Genomic DNA, 18,402 nt, shown 5'->3' with positions numbered 1-18,402 from the left:
CTGTTGGCAGGTCCACCAAGCTCCCACATTTGAGCTTAGCCAGGCTCTAGAACGGTACGTCGCCCAAGATTGTGGCTCGATGCATCACCCGCCGCTGCGGCCGGTAGTCATCCACTGCGTAGTGCTGGGTCACACGGTTATCCCAGAACGCCACGTCGTGCTCCTGCCAGCGCCAACGGATGGTGAACTCCGGGCGGGTGGCATGGGCGAACAACAGCTTCAGAATCGCCTCGCTTTCCGCCGGTTCCAGCTTGTTGATCCTGGTGGTGAAGCCCTCACTCACAAACAACGATTTACGCCCACTCACCGGATGCGTGCGCACCACCGGGTGTGACAGCGGTGGGTTCTTCTTGCGTGCTTCTTCCCACCGCGCCAGGTCTTCGGCGGTGTTGCCAAAGCGCTCCAGCGGGAAGGATTTAGTGAAGTCGTGGGTGGCGGTGAGTCCATCGAGCAATCGTTTCAACGGCTCGGACAGTGCTTCATACGCCGCAATCCCACTGGCCCACAGCGTATCGCCGCCAAAGGCCGGCAGCAGCTTGGCACTCAGCACCGCACCCAACGCCGGAGTGGGCAGGAAGGTCACGTCGGTGTGCCAAACGGCATTGTCGCGCACGTCGGTGACGGCGGTGTCCAGGATCAATACTTCGGGCTGTTCCGGCACGTTGGGGTAGATCGGGTGAATATGCAGATCACCGAAATTCGCCGCGAACCGTGCTTGCTGCTGTGGGGTGATCGGCTGGTCGCGAAAGAACAGCACCGAATGCGTGAGCAACGCCTGTTCGATGGCGTCACGCTGTTCGAGGGTCAGCGGCTGGGTGATATCGACGCCATTGATCTGGGCGCCCAAGGCGGTGCTTAGTGGGGTAACGGTCAGGCTGCTCATGCTGTTCTCACTCAATGTGCCTGGCCATGCCACGGCACCAGTTTTCGCTGCAGGGCACGCAGGCCCATTTCCATGGCGAAGGCGATCAGGGCGATCACCAGGATGCCCAGCACCACCACGTCAGTGACCAGGAACTGCGCCGCCGACTGCACCATGAAGCCCAGGCCGCTGGTGGCCGCGATCAGCTCGGCGGCGACCAAAGTGGACCAGCCCACACCCAGGCCGATGCGCACGCCGGTAAGGATGTCGGGCAGGGCACTCGGCAGGATTACGTGCCGAATCAGCTGGGCACGGGTAGCGCCCAGCGACTGCGCCGCCCGCAATTTGGCGGGGTCAACAGTGCGCACGCCGGTGGCGGTGGCGATGGCAATCGGTGCAAAGATCGCCAGATAAATCAGCAGCACTTTGGACAGCTCGCCAATGCCGCACCAGATCACGATCAGCGGCAGATAAGCCAGGGGCGGGATCGGCCGGTAGAACTCGATCAGCGGGTCCAGAATGCCCCGCGCAATTCGGTTGGAGCCGATGGCAATCCCTACCGGCACGGCGGTCAGTATGGCAAAGCCCAGGCCCAGGCCGATGCGGCTGAGGCTCGCACCCAGGTGCTGCCACAACGTGGAGTCCATGTAGCCCGTGGTTGCCAACAGCCAGCCTTTTTGCAGCACGGCGGAGGGTGGTGGCAGGAACAGTGGTTCGATCAAGCCGGTGGCGGTCACGGCCCACCAGATGGCCAGCAACGCGACCAGGGTCAGCAGGCTGATCCAGCGCGTGCTCAAGCTGCGACGTGCCGGAATAACCGCGTGCGCCACCGGTTGTGCGGCGGTGGCGGGGAGTTCGTAGCTGCTCATGCGGACACCTGCCGTTGGGAGAACACTTTGCCCAGCACGTGCTCGCGGGTTTCGATAAAGCGCGGGTCAGACTTGATTGCCCGTGCCGATTCACCCGCTGCATAGCGTTGGCCGAAATCCAAATGCAGACGCTCGACGATCTGGCCCGGGTTGGGCGCCAGCAGAATCAGGTCGGTGGCAAGAAACACGGCTTCTTCGATGTCGTGGGTAATCAGGAACACCGGCTTGGCTGTACGCCGCCAGACTTGCAGCAAAAGCTCCTGCATCTGTTCGCGGGTAAACGCATCGAGGGCGCCGAAGGGTTCGTCCATCAGCAACACGCGAGGGTCGGCAGCCAGGGCGCGAGCCAGGCCAACGCGTTGCTTCTGGCCGCCGGAAAGCTGCCAGATGCGACGGCTGTCGAAACCCGCCAAGTCCACCAACGCGAGCATTTCCCGGGCGCGCACTTCACGTTGCGCCTTAGGTACACCGGCCAGTTCAAGGCCGAAGCCCACATTAGCCAGCACGTCCTGCCAGGGCAGCAGGGCGTCGTCCTGGAACACCACGCCACGCTCGGCGCTGGGGCCTTTGACCGGCACGCCGTCCAGGGTGATGCGCCCGGCAGACGGTTCGACAAAGCCGGCGATCAGGTTCAACAGCGAAGTCTTGCCACTGCCGGACGGGCCGAGCGCCACCAGCAATTGCTGGGGCCCAAGGTCGAGTGAAATGTCGGACAGTACCGGTTCTGTGGCGCCTGGGTACTGTGCGCTGATGCGCTCCAGCTGAAGCAAGGCCATCGCAGTGAACTCCTGATCAGTGGGTAATGAATTTGGCGCTGACGAAAGGTGCGTAGTCCGGCAGCACCGCTTCGACCTTGCCTTGTTCCTTGAGGAACGCAGCGGTGTCGGTCACGGCCTTGGTGGTCGGTGCGCCCAGCAGGGTCACCTGGTCAGCGGCCAGCGGGTAGACGTTGCCTTGCAGCAGCAATGGGATGTCGCTGGCCTTGGCGCCGGAGAGCTTCACCAGTTTGTCGACGTTGGTTTTATCGGCGATCCAGGCTTGTGGGTCTTTGCGGTAGGCGGCGTAGGCATCCAGAGTGACTTTGGCGAACGCCGTGACGATTTCCGGGTGCTTCTCGGCGAAGTCCTTACGCACGATCCACGCGTCGAAGGTCGGCGCGCCGAACTTGGCCAGCTCGCCGGAGGTGATCAGCACCTTGCCGTTTTCCTTGGCCACGCCCAGGGCGGGGTCCCACACGTAGGTAGCGTCGATATCACCGCGCTTCCAGGCGGCGATGATCGCCGGTGGGGCGAGGTTGAGGATGGTCACTTTGGACGGGTCGATGTTCCAGTGTTTCAACGCGGCGAGCAGGCTGTAGTGCCCCGTGGACACGAAGGGCACGGCGATCTTTTTACCGATCAGGTCCTGCGGGCTGTTGATCCCGGAACCGTTGCGCGCCACCAGGGCTTCGGCGCCGCCGATCTGGGTCGCGACAAGGAAGGTTTCCACCGGTACTTTGCGGGTGATCGCAGCGGTCAGCGGGCTTGAGCCGAGGTAGCCAATCTGTACGTCGCCGGAAGCGATGGCCGCGATGATGTCGGCGCCATTGTCGAATTTGCGCCAGTCGATCTTGGCGTTGGTGGCTTTTTCGTACGCGCCGTCGGCCTGGGCGACTTTGGCCGGGTCCACGGTGGTCTGGTAAGCGATGGTCACATCCGCCGCCTGGGCAAACAGGCTGGCACCGGCCAGGGACAATGCGGCCAGGAAGCGCAGAGGGGTTAACAGTTTCAAGGGGAAGCTCCTCAATCAGGCGGCCGAGGGTCGGCGTGTGAGGAGACTAAATGATCTAAGAATCCGAAAATAAATAACGTTTTCGAATTAGCTTATGAGCAGAAAAGTGCGACTCGGTCTTCAGGCTGAGGCGCAAATGTGGGAGCTGGCTTGCCTGCGATGCAGACAACTCGGTATTCCAGATAGACCGAGTTGATGCTATCGCAGGAAAGCCAGCTCCCACAGGGGACCGCGTAAGGATTTAGTTGCTGATGGCCAGAATGCTCGCCTGGTACGACCCGACAAACACATCAAAGTCGCCCACTTCGTTCTGCTCCAGCTCTGCCTGTTGCGCCAGCGATGTACGTGCCAGCTGTTCAAAGCGCGCCTGCTCGTCCGCCGGCAACGGCTCCTTGCGAAAGTGCTCAGCGTGCACCTGGCTCTGGTGCAGGGAGAACTGCGCAAAACTCTCTTTACGCTCGGCCATCGCCGCCAGCACCTGGGCCGACGGCGTCAGGGACGGGTCCTTGACCTTGGCCAACTGAGCGTCCAGCGCCTGGCTGTGCTCGGTGATGCCGTGGCTCTCATCCAACAACGCGGCCAACGGTGCAATCTGCTCCAGCAGCTCGGCAGCCCATTCCTTCATGTCCACCGGTTGCCCCTGACGTTGCAATTGCAGGCCCGGACGGCGACCTTCCTTGACCACGCTGAGGAAGTTGGAGGTTGCGTTGCCACATTCGTTGTTGGCGAACAGCGGGCTGTCGTTCAGCGCGCAATACAGCAGGAAAGCGTCGAGGAAACGCGATTCCGGCAGATCGATGCCCATCGGCAGGAATGGGTTGATGTCCAGGCAGCGCACTTCGATGTACTGGATGCCACGCGCCATCAGCGCCTGGATCGGCCGCTCGCCGGTGTAGGTCACACGCTTGGGGCGGATGTTGGAGTAGTACTCGTTTTCGATTTGCAGGATGTTGGTGTTGAGCTGTACCCATTCACCGTCCTTGTGCGTGCCGACTTCTACGTACGGCGCGTAGGGCGTTGCCACCGCTTCACGCAGGCTGTCGGTGTAGCTGGCCAGGTCGTTGTAGCACGGCGTGAGGCCGGCCTGGGCGTTGCTCTGGTAACCCAGGTCGCTCATGCGCAGGCTGGTGGCGTAGGGCAGGTACAGGGTGTCAGCGTCGAGCACTTCCAACTGGTGCGAGCGACCGCGCAGGAAGCCCGCGTCCAGCGCTGGCGAGGCCCCGAACAGGTACATCAGCAGCCAGCTGTAGCGACGGAAATTGCGGATCAGCGCGATATAGGCGTTGGACTGATAGTCGCGGTCAGTACCGACAAATCCTTCAGTTTCCTTGAGCAACGGCCACAGCTGTTCCGGCAGGGAAAAGTTGTAGTGGATGCCCGCGATGCATTGCATGGTTTTGCCGTAACGCAGGGCCAGGCCCTTGCGGTACACGTACTTGAGCTGTCCGATATTGGACGTGCCGTAGTAGGCAATCGGAATGTCTTCTTCGGCCGGCAACGGGCACGGCATCGAGGGGCTCCACAGGTATTCGCTGCCGAGCTTGGTGTAGGCAAAGCGGTGGATCTTGTCCAGGCTGCTCAGGGTATCGGCCGGGTTGGGCAGGGCGGGAGTGATGAACTCCAGCAGCGATTCCGAGTAGTCAGTGGTGATCAATTCGTTGGTCAACGCGGCGCCCAGGGCTTCGGGGTGCGGCGTTTGTGCCAGGCGGCCCTCACCCGTAACGCGCAGGCATTCGCGCTCGATGCCGTGCAAGCACTGCTCTAGCAGGGAGAGGTGTTCGCGCTTGCCGAGCAAAGCCAGGCGGCGGTTGAGAAGTTCGCTCAAGTTGGATTCCTTCACGCGTCAGTCGCCCCAATATGGGGGTGGGCAGGACGGTCTACAAGGGTGAAGTTAAAACTGGCGTGATCGCCTGGTTTAGAGTCGATTTGACCCGCTGTGAAAAAGCCTACTTCACTCCATGAATTTGGCTACAGCGCGGCAAGAAAATTCCGACGCTGTGATTGCAGCGCCGAAATTAACTCAAATCGGGGGTAGGGAGCTATAGGACAGCGAAGGTGCCCTGCGCTTTTGCGACAAGTCTTTCGTCTTGGTACACATCCGCCTCGACCACCAGCGTGCGGCGCCCGGCATGAATCACCCGGCTGGTGCACAGCACGTCACCGCCTTCCACCGCTCGGATATAGTTGATTTTGCACTCGATGGTCGCGCTCTGCTGGTCGAAACCATGTGAGCTGGAACAGGCCAGCCCCATCGTAATGTCCACCAGGCTGAAAATCGCCCCGCCATGGAGCTTGCCCGCGCGGTTGCGCAGGTGCGGCTCGAGGGTCAGGGCCACCTCGGCAACGCCTTCCTCCAGGCGTTGCAGACGGCAGCCGATCAGTTCGCTGAACGCGCTCTGGGTCAAGCCGGCCGGAATTTCCATCAACGCTTCTTCAGCTGTTTAGCGTTGGCGAACAGCGAGGCCATGGCGTTGTTGCTCGGCGCTGCGGTGGCGGTTTCCTTGCGTGGCGCGCTGTTTTGCGACTGGCGCGGTGCGGAGCCTGGGCGTGCGCCACGGGCACCGTCGATTTTCTCGCCGGGGGTGTCGCTCATGCGCATCGACAGGCCGACGCGTTTGCGCGGGATGTCGATTTCCATGACCTTGACCTTGACCACGTCACCGGCTTTCACCGCTTCGCGCGGGTCCTTGATGAATTTCTCCGAAAGCGCGGAGATATGTACCAAACCGTCCTGATGCACGCCGATATCCACAAAGGCGCCGAAGTTGGTCACGTTGGTGACGACGCCTTCGAGGATCATGCCCAGTTGCAGGTCCTTGAGGTCTTCGACACCGTCCTGGAACTCGGCGGTCTTGAACTCGGGGCGGGGGTCGCGGCCCGGCTTTTCCAGCTCTTGCAGGATGTCGGTGATGGTCGGTACACCGAAGGTTTCATCGGTGTACTTCTTTGGATCCAGACGCTTGAGGAATGCAGCGTCACCGATCAGCGAACGGATGTCGCGGTCGGTTTCGGCGGCGATGCGTTGCACCAGCGGGTAGGCTTCCGGGTGAACCGCGGAAGAATCCAACGGGTTATCGCCGTTCATCACGCGTAGGAAACCGGCGGCCTGTTCGAAGGTTTTTTCACCCAGGCGTGCGACTTTTTTCAGCGCTGCACGGGTTTTGAACGCGCCGTTTTCGTCACGGTGAGTCACGATGTTTTGCGCCAGCGTGGCGTTGAGGCCGGAAATACGTGCCAGCAACGCGACGGAAGCGGTGTTCACGTCTACGCCCACGGCGTTTACGCAGTCTTCCACCACTGCATCCAGGCCGCGCGCCAGTTTCAGCTGCGACACGTCATGCTGGTACTGGCCCACGCCGATGGATTTAGGGTCGATTTTCACCAGTTCGGCCAGTGGATCCTGCAGGCGACGAGCAATCGACACCGCGCCACGGATCGACACGTCGAGGTCCGGGAATTCCTTGGATGCCAACTCCGACGCCGAATACACCGAAGCACCAGCCTCGGAGACCATGACTTTGGTCATCTTCATGGCTGGGTATTTCTTGATCAGTTCGGCGGCCAGCTTGTCGGTCTCACGGCTGGCGGTGCCGTTGCCGATAGCGATCAGGTCGACCGAGTGTTTGGCGCACAAGGCGGCCAGGATCGCGAGGGTCTGGTCCCATTTGTTGTGCGGCACATGCGGGTAGACAGTCGCGTGGTCCAGCAGCTTGCCGGTGGAATCGACCACGGCCACTTTGCAACCAGTGCGCAGGCCTGGGTCGAGGCCCAGAGTGGCACGTGGCCCGGCCGGGGCAGCCAGCAGCAGGTCGTGCAGGTTGTGGGCGAACACGTTGATCGCCTCGGTTTCGGCGCCGTCGCGCAGTTCGCCCAGCAGGTCGGTTTCCAAGTGGGTGTAGAGCTTGACCTTCCAGGTCCAGCGCACCACTTCACCGAGCCACTTGTCCGCAGGACGGTTCTGATTCTGGATGCCGAATTGTTGACCGATCATGCCTTCGCAAGGGTGCATGGTGCCCGGCAACTCGTCGCCGACCTTCAGCGCGGAGCTGAGAATGCCTTCGTTGCGGCCACGGAAAATAGCGAGTGCGCGGTGGGACGGCATGCTCTTGAGCGGTTCGTCGTGTTCGAAGTAATCGCGGAACTTGGCGCCTTCTTCCTCCTTGCCGGCGATGACGCGGGCACTGAGGATGGCTTCCTGCTTAAGGTAGGTACGCAGTTTTTCCAGCAGGCTGGCGTCTTCGGCGAAGCGCTCCATGAGGATGTACTTGGCGCCTTCGAGGGCGGCCTTGACATCGGCGACGCCTTTTTCGGCGTCGATGAAGCGTGCGGCTTCGGTTTCCGGGGTCAGCGACGGGTCGTTGAACAACCCGTCGGCCAGCTCGCCCAGGCCAGCTTCCAAGGCGATCTGGCCCTTGGTGCGGCGTTTTTGCTTGTAGGGCAGGTACAGGTCTTCGAGACGGGTCTTGGTGTCGGCGAGCTTGATGTCGCGCTCGAGTTGTGGGGTCAACTTGCCTTGTTCCTCGATGCTGGCGAGGATGCTGATGCGCCGTTCGTCGAGTTCTCGCAGGTAGCGCAGGCGCTCTTCCAGGTGACGCAGTTGGATGTCGTCGAGGCTGCCGGTCACTTCTTTACGGTAACGGGCGATGAAGGGCACCGTGGAGCCTTCATCCAGTAGAGCGACGGCCGCTTCGACCTGTTGTGGGCGTACACCGAGTTCCTCGGCGATGCGGCTGTTGATGCTGTCCATAAAACCACCTGAAATTCTTAAAAGCAGCTCGCAAGCCCGGAAAACAAGGCGTTGGGAGGCTGGTTGAGCGGCCCGACTGGCGCCGCTGCCTGGGTCAAGAGGCAGCCTATTGACCCTCGAAATCGAAAAAATCACGACAAGCGGTGAAAAAAGCCTCGGCATCAAACGGTAACGATCTGACGTTGCCCTGCACGACGGCGCCGCATTATAACCAGCGTTCTGCCCTTGGGGGGGATTGCGCCAACGGTTGTAGGGCGCGGGTTCGCTGGCAGTAGAGGAAAAATCTGCTAACAATGCACACGGTGCGTATAACGGCAGCTAGGCCATAATGCGCGCCGAGATAAGAGGAGCATCTAATGAGCAGCACTGCACAAACTGCTGAAGGCGAAAAAATTCTCATCGTTGACGACGATCCGGGGCTGAGCAGCCTGCTGGAGCGTTTCTTCAACTCCAAGGGCTACCGCGCCCGCGCGGTGCCGAACACTGAGCAGATGGACCGCCTGTTGGGGCGTGAAGTGTTCAACCTGGTCGTACTCGACCTGATGCTGCCCGGCGAAGATGGCCTCACCGCCTGCAAACGCCTGCGCGGCGCGAACAACCAGATTCCAATCATCATGCTCACCGCCAAGGGCGATGAGCTTAGCCGCATCAAGGGCCTGGAGCTGGGCGCTGATGACTATTTGGCCAAGCCGTTCAACCCCGATGAGCTGATGGCGCGGGTAAAGGCCGTGTTGCGTCGCCAGGCGGCCCCGGTACCGGGCGCACCCGGCAGCGAAGACGAAAGCGTCACCTTTGGCGACTACGAACTGTCGCTGGCGACCCGTGAGCTCAAGCGTGGCGATGAAGTGCACATGCTGACCACTGGCGAATTCGCCGTGCTCAAGGCCCTGGTGATGAACGCTCGCCAGCCGCTGACCCGTGACAAACTGATGAACCTGGCCCGTGGCCGGGAATGGGACGCCCTGGAGCGCTCCATTGACGTGCAGATTTCCCGTCTGCGCCGGATGATCGAGCCGGACCCATCCAAGCCTCGGTATATCCAGACCGTGTGGGGTGTGGGTTATGTGTTTGTGCCGGATGGCAATAAAACCAGTTGACCGATGATTTGCAGGGCGGGCCTCCCGGCGTTTGATTCCATGAGAATCGACGGGAGGCCCGGCGTCTGCAATTCTGCGAGCGCTGCTCGTTTCTGCAAGGTATCTAGCTGTCTTCTATGAAAACCCCGCTGTGGTTCCCCCAAAGCTTTTTCTCTCGCACCCTTTGGCTGGTGCTGATCGTCGTTCTGTTTTCTAAAGCACTCACGCTGGTTTATCTGTTGATGAACGAGGACGTGCTGGTGGATCGACAATACAGCCACGGTGTTGCCTTGACGCTGCGCGCCTATTGGGCGGCTGACCCCGAGAACCGCGAGAAAATCGCCAAGGCCGCCACGCTGGTCCGTGTGGCGGGCGCGGGGGTGCCCGAGGGTGAGCAACACTGGCCCTACAGTGAAATCTACCAGCGCCAGATGCAGTCTGAACTCGGTGAAGACACTGAGGTGCGGCTGCGTATGCATGTATCGCCAGCGTTGTGGGTGCGCGCGCCAAGCCTGGGTGAGGATTGGCTGAAAGTGCCGCTGTACCCGCATCCGCTGCGTGGGCAGAAGATCTGGAACGTGCTGGGCTGGTTCCTGGCGATCGGGCTGCTTTCAACGGCGTCGGCGTGGATCTTTGTCCGGCAGCTCAACCAACCACTCAAACGCCTGGTGTTTGCCGCCCGCCAATTGGGCCAAGGGCGCAGCGTGCGCTTGCCGGTCAGCGATACGCCCAGCGAGATGACCGAGGTGTACGGCGCGTTCAACCAGATGGCGGAAGACGTCGAGCAGGCCGGGCGCGAACGCGAGTTGATGCTGGCGGGAGTTTCCCACGACTTGCGCACACCCTTGACGCGGCTGCGCTTGTCTCTGGAGTTGATGGGCAACCATAGCGATCTCACCGATGACATGGTCCGCGACATTGAGGACATGGACGCTATTCTCGACCAGTTCCTCGCGTTCATCCGTGATGGCCGGGATGAGGTGGTGGAAGAGGTCGACCTGACTGACTTGGTGCGTGAGGTGGTCGCGCCCTACAACCAGAACGGTGAGCAGGTGCGCATGCGCCTTGAGCCGATCCAGCCTTTTGCGTTGCGGCGGGTCTCGATGAAGCGCCTGTTGAACAACCTGATCGGCAACGCTTTGCATCACGCCGGTTCCGATGTTGAAGTGGCGGCGTATGTATCCGGCGACAGTGCTGCGCCCTATGTGGTGCTGAGCGTCATGGACCGGGGCGCGGGCATCGACCCGGACGAGCTGGAGGGGATCTTCAACCCTTTCACCCGCGGCGACCGTGCCCGAGGTGGTAAGGGTACTGGTCTGGGGTTGGCAATTGTGCGGCGGATTGCCTCGATGCATGGCGGCAATGTTGAGTTGCGTAACCGCGAGGAGGGAGGGTTAGAGGCGCGAGTGCGTTTGCCGCTCGGGCTGATGTTGCCGAGAGACGCGGTCTAACAAACAGCAGCGATCCAAATGTGGGAGCTGGCTTGCCTGCGATGAGGGCGGCGCATTCAACGTCATTGTTGACTGAGCCTCCGCTATCGCGGGCAAGCCAGCTCCCACAGTCGTTGTGAGAGTCTGGAGGTGGAGGGTTGGGGTTTGTCAGCCCTTGCCCTTGGTCCGAGTCATATTCGCCCCGCCACTCTTTTCCAAATGCTGAATGATGATCCCCGCCACATCCTTGCCTGTGGTGGTCTCGATCCCTTCCAGCCCCGGCGATGAATTCACCTCCATCACCAGTGGCCCATGGTTGGAGCGCAAGATGTCCACACCCGCCACGCTCAAACCCATCACCTTCGCCGCCCGCAGCGCGGTCATGCGTTCCTCGGGGGTGATCTTGATCAGGCTGGCACTACCACCGCGGTGCAAGTTGGAGCGGAACTCCCCCGGCTTGGCCTGACGCTTCATCGCCGCAATCACCTTGTCACCCACCACGAAGCAGCGGATATCGGCGCCGCCGGCTTCCTTGATGTATTCCTGCACCATGATGTTCTGCTTGAGACCCATGAATGCCTCGATCACGGATTCCGCCGCCGTCGCGGTTTCACACAGCACCACACCTATGCCCTGGGTGCCTTCCAGTACCTTGATCACCAGCGGCGCGCCATTGACCATCTCGATCAGGTCGGGAATATCGTCGGGGGAGTGGGCAAAACCGGTCACTGGCAGGCCGATGCCCCGGCGTGAAAGCAGCTGCAGCGAGCGCAACTTGTCCCGAGAGCGGGCAATGGCGACTGATTCGTTGAGGGGCGATACGCCCATCATTTCAAACTGGCGCAATACCGCGCAGCCATAAAACGTCACCGAAGCTCCGATGCGAGGGATCACTGCATCAAACCCCTCCAGCGGTTTACCCCGGTAATGGATCTGCGGTTTATGGCTGGCAATGTTCATGTAGGCACGCAACGTGTCGATCACCACCATTTCGTGGCCACGTTCAGTGCCGGCCTCAACCAGGCGACGGGTGGAATACAGACGCGGGTTTCGCGACAGCACAGCAATCTTCATGCAGCACCTGGGGCAGAAATAGTAGAGACCGGGAACACCGGCTTGTCTTGAACGTACTTGACGCCTGGACTGACCACCAATTGGCCGTCAATCAGCGCCTTGGAACCCAGTAACAGGCGATAACGCATGGCCTTGCGGCACGCGAGGGTGAATTCCACCCGCCATACCCGATCACCCAGCGCCAGGGTGGTGCTGATCACGTAGCGCACCTGCGCGTGGCCGTTGGAGCTTTTGATGGTTTTCATCGTCACCAGCGGCGCCTCGCAGCGGCGGTGGCGCAGTTGCACAATGCTGCCCAGGTGCGCGGTAAAGCGCACCCATTTCTCGCCGTCGCGCTCAAAAGGCTCGATATCGGTAGCGTGCAGGCTGGAGGTACTGGCACCGGTGTCGATCTTCGCGCGCAGGCCTGCCACTCCCAGGTCGGGAAGTGCCACCCACTCACGCAGACCCACAACGGTCAAATGGTCAAATGTCTTCAATATGGGTAACCGATCGATTCGCCCAGGCCTGGGGTGAAACCTCAGCCAGGGCTTTGAATGCAGGCTTGGCGAACCAATAACCTTGCATCAGAAATATTCCGCAGTCGGAAAGGAAGTCACGCTCACCAGCACTTTCGATGCCTTCGGCGATGACAGTAACCCCTAACTGCTCACAGATTGTGACAATCCCCCGGACGATGATCTGTCGGACACGATCCTGATCGACATCGCGAATCAGTGCCATGTCGAGTTTGATCAAGTCAGGTTGAAAATCGGCCAGCAAACCCAGCCCTGAATAACCCGCACCGAAATCGTCGATGGCGGTCTTGAAGCCGAATTCGCGGTATTCACGCAGAATATCCGTCAAATGGCGATTGTTATCTACGTGCTCGCTTTCGAGTGTCTCGAAAATCAGTTGGTTCAGCGGGAAATTGTTCGCGCGAGCCGCCTCCAGGGTGCTGCGGATGCACAGCTCCGGACGGTACACGGCGTTGGGCATGAAATTGATGGAAAGATGGGTTTGCATACCCAGGGCCGCCGCCCCGGCGATCGCTTGGGTTCGGCAGCGTTGGTCGAAACGGTAGCGGTTGCTTTCGTCGACCTGGTCCAGCACAAACTGCGCCCCTTCGCCTTGCGTACCGCGCACCAGGGCTTCGTGGGCGAAGATCGAATGGTCCCGAAGGTCTACGATAGGCTGGTAGGCAAACGCAAAATCGAAGCCCAAGGGCTCGCTTTGCTGGCAGCCCACGCAGCGCTGGTCAGGCGAGGTGAGTGAAGTGGGAAAGTCGGTCACAGCGTATCCTCGCGAAAACAGGGTGCTACCTGGCGTATCTTAGGTGAGCCTTGAGGTTTATGCGTCGAAGGGTTTCAACGTTAAAGTTGCGACATTTTTCAGAGCGAGGAATTCAAGTGGCTCAAAAGCAGGAAGAGGAAGAAAAAGTCCGTCTGGACAAGTGGCTGTGGGCTGCGCGCTTCTATAAAACCCGTGCCCTGGCGAAGGCTGCCATCGAGAGCGGCAAGGTGCATCATCGTGGCGAGCGCTGCAAGCCGGGCAAGGAACCTCGCGTCGGGGATGAATTTCAGATTCGTACCGGGTTTGATGAAAAAACGGTCGTGGTCCAGGCGCTTTCAATCGTGCGCCGTGGGGCGCCTGAAGCGCAGGCGCTGTATACCGAGACCGAAGCCAGTATTGCCAAGCGTGAAAATGCGGCGGCGATGCGTAAGGCCGGCGGTATCGGCATGACCACCGATGGCAAGCCGAGCAAGAAGCAGCGCCGCGACTTGTTCAAGTTTCGCGGCAGTGGCAATGACGACTGACCGAGCGCGTTTCTGTAGTGAGCGGGCTTGCCCCGCGCTGGGCTGCGAAGCGGCCCCAATCGAATACAGCCACCGTGGATTCACCATCAGAACGCATTGACAGGTTTTAGGGCCGCTTCGCGACCCAGCGCGGGGCAAGCCCGCTCACTACAAGCGTATGACGCTTAGCCGACTAATCAGTGGCACGCGTTGAAACAGCCGGAAGACGGGCGCTGTCACCCGCAACAACCCACCCGACACCTTCGCCGCAAACGGTGTGTAATACCCCCACCCCAGCGCCAACAGTGCCAGCAACACACCACCGATGTAGTCGTCCTGCCCCCAATGTGCCCCCGCCACCAGGCGCGGCATCATGAACAACATTGCCAGGCCCCAAATCACCAGCACCTGGCCGATGCGCTTGGCGAACACCGTCATGAACATCCCCCAGATCAACAGCACCGACGCGTGATCCCCCGGGAAACTCTGGCTCGAACGGTCCTTCAGTTCCCACGTCTTTTCCAGCCCCGGGAAGTAGTCGCTCATCTGGATCGCCCCGCTGATTACCATCGACGGGCTACTGTGTTGCCAGCCCATGTGTGCCGCGATTTTGGAAAACAGCATGCGGATAAACAGCAACAGCAGCAGAATTCCGACAAAACCTAACAATGCCTGGCGCACCTGCACGGCCTTGAATACCCAATCACCGCGAATCAACAGCAGCAGCAGAATTACGCCGACCACTGCATCAAACGGTCGCAAACTGGTCACGGCCCACACGTGCAGCCATGTGGAGTTGCTCGCCAGCGGATCATTGAGCAGATGAAACAGCCACTCGTCGAAAACCACACACAGCATCTGGCCCGTGGGCCACAGCCAAAAACACAGCAGCCCGATCGCGAGTAGATTGCACCAGGCCCATCCCCCGAGGTTCCACTTGGCTTGGAACAAACCCGGATTGTTCATAAACTGTCCCCCACGGCTCTAGAAAACCGCACCAAAACGGTGCTAAAGCGTTTAATTCTATAAACCTTGTAATCAATTTGTCATCAATTCAGATACCCAGACCTATGACTGATCTACCGGATACCGACTTCACCCAACGCTTCATCTTCGACGAGAACGACGCCCGCGGCGAACTGGTCTCGCTGGAGCGCAGCTATGCCGAAGTCCTTGCCAAGCACCCCTATCCGGAGCCGGTTGCGCAACTGCTCGGCGAGCTGATGGCGGCCGCCTCGTTGCTGGTGGGCACGATGAAATTCGACGGTCTGCTTATTTTGCAGGCGCGGTCTGAAGGTCCGGTCCCGATGCTGATGATCGAGTGTTCCAGCGAACGCGAAATCCGTGGCCTGGCCCGTTACGACGCCGACCAGATTGCCCCGGACGCCACCTTGTCCGACCTGATGGCCAACGGCGTGCTGGCGATCACCGTCGACCCGACCGAAGGCCAACGCTACCAAGGCATCGTCGACCTCGACGGCGAAACGCTGTCGGACTGCTTCACCAACTACTTCGTGATGTCCCAACAAGTCGGCACCAAGTTCTGGCTCAACGCCGACGGCAAGCGTGCCCGCGGCCTGTTGTTGCAACAATTGCCGGCTGACCGCATCAAGGACGACGATGAGCGCACCGATAGCTGGCGCAAGCTGACCGCCCTTGCCGGTACGCTGACGGCGGAAGAGCTGCTCGGCCTGGACAACGAAACCATCCTGCATCGCCTGTACCACGAAGAAGCCGTGCGCTTGTTTGACGCACAAGGCCTGCGCTTCCGTTGCAGCTGCTCACGTGAGCGCTCAGCCAATGCCTTGGTCAGCCTGGGCCTGGAAGATGCCCAGGATCTGGTGGTCGAGCACGGCGGCAATATCGAGATCGACTGCCAGTTCTGCAACCAGCGCTACCTGTTCGATGCGGCCGATGTCGCCCAATTGTTCGCCGGCGCAGGCATCGATACCCCTTCCGACACCCGCCACTAAAACGTTTAAGCACAGGTGAATCACCTGACAATTGCCGGTTTAGCGCTGTTCTGACGGGAGGGCCCTACTTTTTTTGGGCTTTTCTGGCATAATCCGGCCCACTTTTTTCGCGGTAGTAGTGCGCAACTTTCTACTACAAAACGTTTGGAGCACTCGGCCATAGGCCGACGGGGAACCTCATGACGCAAGCCAACAACGCCGTATACACCGATCTGAGTGTTGATGATCTGGTTAAAGAAGCCCTGCAGCGCGGTGAAGGCGTGCTTGCCGATACTGGCGCACTGGTCGTAGAAACGGGTCACCGTACCGGTCGTTCGCCGGTCGACCGTTTCATCGTTGAAGAGCCTTCCACCCAGGACGCCATTGCCTGGGGCCCAATCAACCGCAAGTTCCCGGCCGACAAGTTCGATGCCCTGTGGGCTCGCGTCGAGGCGTTCAACAACGCGCAAGAGCATTTCGTTTCCCACGTCCATGTAGGTGCTTCCGAAGACCACTACCTGGCCGTGAAGATGACCACCCAGACTGCCTGGCAGAACCTGTTCGGTCGCTGCCTGTTCATCAACCCGGCCCAGTACAACCCGGCCGGTCGTGAAGAGTGGCAAGTGCTCAACGTGGCCAACTTTGAATGCGTGCCTGAGCGTGACGGCACGAACTCCGACGGTTGCGTGATCCTCAACTTCGCCCAGAAGAAAGTGCTGATCGCCGGCATGCGTTACGCCGGTGAAATGAAGAAAGCCATGTTCTCGGTACAGAACTTCCTGCTGCCGGCTTCCGACGTCCTGCCGATGCACTGCGCCGCCAACATTGGCGAAGCAGGCGACGTGACCCTGTTCTTCGGCCTGTCGGGCACCGGCAAAACCACCTTGTCGGCCGACGAAAGCCGTTACCTGATCGGTGACGACGAACACGGTTGGGGCGAAGGTGTGGTCTTCAACATCGAAGGCGGTTGCTATGCCAAGTGCATCGACCTGTCCGAGAAGAACGAGCCGGTCATCTGGAAAGCCATCAAGCACGGCGCCGTGCTGGAAAACGTGGTTATCGACGATGCCAGGCACGCCGACTACACCAACGTCAGCCTGACCCAGAACAGCCGCGCCGCTTACCCGCTGGAGCACGTTGCCAAGCGTTCCGAAAAGAACCTGGGCGGCGAGCCAAACGCGGTGATCTTCCTGACCTGCGACCTGACCGGCGTGCTGCCGCCCGTGTCGATTCTCAGCGAAGAACAAGCGGCTTACCACTTCCTGTCCGGCTACACCGCACTGGTGGGCTCGACCGAAATGGGTTCCGGCAGCGGCATCAAGTCGACCTTCTCCACCTGCTTCGGCGCGCCGTTCTTCCCGCGTCCGGCCGGCGAATATGCTGAGCTGCTGATCAAACGCATCCGTGGCTTCGGCTCCAAGGTCTACCTGGTCAACACCGGCTGGACCGGCGGCGGCTACGGCGTCGGCAACCGCTTCAACATCCCGACTACTCGCGGCGTCATCGCAGCGATCCAGAGCGGCGCGTTGATCGGTGCTGAAACCGAACACCTGGACACCATCAACCTCGACGTGCCATTGGCCGTACCGGGCGTTGAGACTGGCCTGTTGAACCCACGTAACACCTGGGCTGACAAGGCTGCTTATGACGACGCGGCGAAGGCGCTGGCTGCGTTGTTCATCGAGAACTTCAAGAAGTTTGAAGTGAGCGATGCGATCAAGGCTGCGGGTCCTAAGTTGTAAGATTCGATCGGTGTGAAAAAGCCGCCTCTCGTAGGCGGCTTTTTTGTGTGCGAGAGTTTAATCGGCGATGTGCAGAACCACAGCGCCGACCAGTACCAGCACAACCCCCAGCACCTGCACCGCCGACAACCGCTCCTTGAAAAACACAAACCCAAGCATCGCCGCAATCCCGCCCGACAACGTACTGATCACCGTCACCACCGAAACCGACCCCGCCATCGCCCCCCACGAAAACGCCGAGAACCCACCGAGGTTCATCAGGCTAGCCCCGGTCAAGGTCACGCAGTTTTTCAGCGGCGGGATTTTCAGGCCGTCCTTGATCTTCAGCACCATCACCACCAGCACGCACAGGCCTACCAGGTAACCCAGCCACAACATCGAGACCGGCCCCAGCGCCGGTAAGGTGTACCGGCCTTGCAGCCAGAAACTGGTGCCGTACAGCAACGCGGCAAGCATGGCGTAGGCAATGGACAGGCGTGGGTTGTTGTGGGGTACACCGTTGTCCTTGTGGATGCTGGAGAGGATCACGCCGATCACGCACAGGGCGATGCAGCCCAGCTGGATCAGGCTGATGTGCTCACCGCTGGCCCAGGACAGCAATGTGGTGACCACGCCGTAGGACGTCACCAGTGGCGCGACGATGGCCGCTTTACCCAGGGCAAAAGCCTTGGACAGCGCAAGGGCGCCGGAGACGGTAAGCAATGCAGCAGCGATGCCCAGCAGCCAGACGCTCAGCGGCGCATCGAGAGATTTGAACAGGAAGGTGGGGAAGATGACCAGCAGCAGCGTCATGATCAGGAAACCGAGCGCTTGGCCAAAATAGACCGCGCGTTTAACGCCCACGGCTCTGGCGTTGAGGCCCACGAGAAAGTCCGTGCCACCCCAGAGCACGGCGGCCAGCAGGCCCATTATTACGTCCATGTAAAGTCCTTGTTGTTCAGTGCGCGGTTGAGCAGATTAGTGCAGATCCAGTGTGGGAGCGGGCTTGCTCGCGAAAGCGATGTATCAGTCAACATATTCGGCGACTGACCCTCCGCTTTCGCGAGCAAGCCCGCTTGTGTCTTGAACCAGGCTTAAACTGAAGGTGAGAGCGGTGAGTGACAAG

General features: G+C 60.4%; 17 protein-coding genes. 5 read left to right on the top strand and 12 right to left on the bottom strand.

Annotation, left to right across the window (positions count from 1 at the left end):
• Positions 1–46: 46 nt before the first annotated feature.
• From tauD to JBO08_RS25920, 7 genes are all read right to left on the bottom strand, one after another.
• Positions 47–883: a taurine dioxygenase gene (gene tauD, locus JBO08_RS25950; protein ID WP_065875859.1), complete on the bottom strand. Its 837-nt coding sequence runs from the start codon at positions 881–883 to the stop codon at positions 47–49.
• An 11-nt stretch (positions 884–894) separates the two neighbouring features.
• Positions 895–1,731, bottom strand: a complete 837-nt coding sequence (gene tauC / locus JBO08_RS25945) for a taurine ABC transporter permease TauC (protein ID WP_065875857.1) — start codon at positions 1,729–1,731, stop codon at positions 895–897.
• Entirely contained in the window at positions 1,728–2,507 is a 780-nt protein-coding gene (tauB, locus tag JBO08_RS25940; protein WP_064450187.1) for a taurine ABC transporter ATP-binding subunit, read from the bottom strand. Before tauB ends, tauC begins: the two co-directional genes overlap by 4 nt.
• A 16-nt stretch (positions 2,508–2,523) precedes the next feature.
• Positions 2,524–3,501, bottom strand: coding sequence for a taurine ABC transporter substrate-binding protein (tauA, locus tag JBO08_RS25935; RefSeq protein WP_220075196.1), 978 nt, complete (start codon positions 3,499–3,501; stop codon positions 2,524–2,526).
• A 241-nt stretch (positions 3,502–3,742) separates the two neighbouring features.
• The gene (gene gshA, locus JBO08_RS25930) at positions 3,743–5,326 is read right to left on the bottom strand and encodes a glutamate--cysteine ligase (protein ID WP_065879762.1); all 1,584 of its coding nucleotides are present in this window, start codon (positions 5,324–5,326) and stop codon (positions 3,743–3,745) included.
• Positions 5,327–5,540: 214 nt separating this feature from the next.
• The gene (locus JBO08_RS25925) at positions 5,541–5,924 is read right to left on the bottom strand and encodes a PaaI family thioesterase (protein ID WP_049710588.1); all 384 of its coding nucleotides are present in this window, start codon (positions 5,922–5,924) and stop codon (positions 5,541–5,543) included.
• Positions 5,924–8,248, bottom strand: coding sequence for a Tex family protein (locus JBO08_RS25920; protein ID WP_065875847.1), 2,325 nt, complete (start codon positions 8,246–8,248; stop codon positions 5,924–5,926). Before JBO08_RS25920 ends, JBO08_RS25925 begins: the two co-directional genes overlap by 1 nt.
• A gap of 356 nt (positions 8,249–8,604) precedes the next feature.
• Between JBO08_RS25920 and ompR the strand changes: the two genes are divergently transcribed.
• Positions 8,605–9,345: a two-component system response regulator OmpR gene (gene ompR / locus JBO08_RS25915; protein ID WP_010214095.1), complete on the top strand. Its 741-nt coding sequence runs from the start codon at positions 8,605–8,607 to the stop codon at positions 9,343–9,345.
• Between the two features lie 116 nt (positions 9,346–9,461).
• Positions 9,462–10,775, top strand: coding sequence for an ATP-binding protein (locus tag JBO08_RS25910; RefSeq protein ID WP_065875846.1), 1,314 nt, complete (start codon positions 9,462–9,464; stop codon positions 10,773–10,775).
• A gap of 147 nt (positions 10,776–10,922) precedes the next feature.
• On the opposite strand, the gene rimK is transcribed toward JBO08_RS25910, so the two are convergent.
• The 3 genes from rimK to JBO08_RS25895 are packed head-to-tail and all read right to left on the bottom strand — an operon-like array spanning position 10,923 to position 13,100.
• A complete protein-coding gene (gene rimK / locus JBO08_RS25905) occupies positions 10,923–11,828 on the bottom strand; it encodes a 30S ribosomal protein S6--L-glutamate ligase (RefSeq protein WP_049710586.1) in 906 nt (301 codons plus the stop codon).
• The gene (locus tag JBO08_RS25900; RefSeq protein WP_175403004.1) at positions 11,825–12,274 is read right to left on the bottom strand and encodes an ATP-dependent zinc protease; all 450 of its coding nucleotides are present in this window, start codon (positions 12,272–12,274) and stop codon (positions 11,825–11,827) included. The genes rimK and JBO08_RS25900 overlap by 4 nt, the downstream gene beginning before the upstream one ends.
• 19 nt (positions 12,275–12,293) lie before the next feature.
• Positions 12,294–13,100 (bottom strand): EAL domain-containing protein, encoded by an 807-nt coding sequence (locus tag JBO08_RS25895; protein ID WP_220075197.1) that lies wholly within the window; start codon positions 13,098–13,100, stop codon positions 12,294–12,296.
• A 116-nt stretch (positions 13,101–13,216) separates the two neighbouring features.
• On the opposite strand from JBO08_RS25895, the gene JBO08_RS25890 reads away from it, so the two are divergent.
• The gene (locus JBO08_RS25890; RefSeq protein ID WP_065875839.1) at positions 13,217–13,624 is read left to right on the top strand and encodes an RNA-binding S4 domain-containing protein; all 408 of its coding nucleotides are present in this window, start codon (positions 13,217–13,219) and stop codon (positions 13,622–13,624) included.
• Positions 13,625–13,771: 147 nt separating this feature from the next.
• Here JBO08_RS25890 and JBO08_RS25885 read toward each other — a convergent pair whose 3' ends face one another.
• Complete coding sequence (locus JBO08_RS25885; RefSeq protein ID WP_220075198.1) at positions 13,772–14,569, bottom strand: phosphatase PAP2 family protein; 798 nt, start codon at positions 14,567–14,569, stop codon at positions 13,772–13,774.
• Between the two features lie 104 nt (positions 14,570–14,673).
• On the opposite strand from JBO08_RS25885, the gene hslO reads away from it, so the two are divergent.
• Together hslO and JBO08_RS25875 are read left to right on the top strand one after the other, a co-directional pair.
• The gene (gene hslO, locus JBO08_RS25880; protein ID WP_065875835.1) at positions 14,674–15,576 is read left to right on the top strand and encodes an Hsp33 family molecular chaperone HslO; all 903 of its coding nucleotides are present in this window, start codon (positions 14,674–14,676) and stop codon (positions 15,574–15,576) included.
• A gap of 179 nt (positions 15,577–15,755) precedes the next feature.
• Positions 15,756–17,297 (top strand): phosphoenolpyruvate carboxykinase, encoded by a 1,542-nt coding sequence (locus JBO08_RS25875; protein ID WP_065875833.1) that lies wholly within the window; start codon positions 15,756–15,758, stop codon positions 17,295–17,297.
• Between the two features lie 57 nt (positions 17,298–17,354).
• On the opposite strand, the gene JBO08_RS25870 is transcribed toward JBO08_RS25875, so the two are convergent.
• Positions 17,355–18,218: a DMT family transporter gene (locus tag JBO08_RS25870; protein WP_225930672.1), complete on the bottom strand. Its 864-nt coding sequence runs from the start codon at positions 18,216–18,218 to the stop codon at positions 17,355–17,357.
• Positions 18,219–18,402: the final 184 nt, after the last annotated feature.

Source organism: Pseudomonas sp. LAP_36 (assembly GCF_019456785.1).
GTDB classification, from domain to species: domain Bacteria; phylum Pseudomonadota; class Gammaproteobacteria; order Pseudomonadales; family Pseudomonadaceae; genus Aquipseudomonas; species Aquipseudomonas tritici.
This window is presented reverse-complemented; position numbering and strand designations above follow the sequence as displayed.

Bases quoted from the DNA above. Each gene is read 5' to 3' on its own strand.
- tauD (WP_065875859.1), bottom strand. From the start codon at position 883: ATGAGCAGCCTGACCGTTACCCCACTAAGCACCGCCTTGGGCGCCCAG.
- tauC (WP_065875857.1), bottom strand. From the start codon at position 1,731: ATGAGCAGCTACGAACTCCCCGCCACCGCCGCACAACCGGTGGCGCAC.
- tauB (WP_064450187.1), bottom strand. From the start codon at position 2,507: ATGGCCTTGCTTCAGCTGGAGCGCATCAGCGCACAGTACCCAGGCGCC.
- JBO08_RS25925 (WP_049710588.1), bottom strand. From the start codon at position 5,924: ATGGAAATTCCGGCCGGCTTGACCCAGAGCGCGTTCAGCGAACTGATC.
- JBO08_RS25920 (WP_065875847.1), bottom strand. From the start codon at position 8,248: ATGGACAGCATCAACAGCCGCATCGCCGAGGAACTCGGTGTACGCCCA.
- ompR (WP_010214095.1), top strand. From the start codon at position 8,605: ATGAGCAGCACTGCACAAACTGCTGAAGGCGAAAAAATTCTCATCGTT.
- JBO08_RS25910 (WP_065875846.1), top strand. From the start codon at position 9,462: ATGAAAACCCCGCTGTGGTTCCCCCAAAGCTTTTTCTCTCGCACCCTT.
- rimK (WP_049710586.1), bottom strand. From the start codon at position 11,828: ATGAAGATTGCTGTGCTGTCGCGAAACCCGCGTCTGTATTCCACCCGT.
- JBO08_RS25885 (WP_220075198.1), bottom strand. From the start codon at position 14,569: ATGAACAATCCGGGTTTGTTCCAAGCCAAGTGGAACCTCGGGGGATGG.
- hslO (WP_065875835.1), top strand. From the start codon at position 14,674: ATGACTGATCTACCGGATACCGACTTCACCCAACGCTTCATCTTCGAC.
- JBO08_RS25875 (WP_065875833.1), top strand. From the start codon at position 15,756: ATGACGCAAGCCAACAACGCCGTATACACCGATCTGAGTGTTGATGAT.
- JBO08_RS25870 (WP_225930672.1), bottom strand. From the start codon at position 18,218: ATGGACGTAATAATGGGCCTGCTGGCCGCCGTGCTCTGGGGTGGCACG.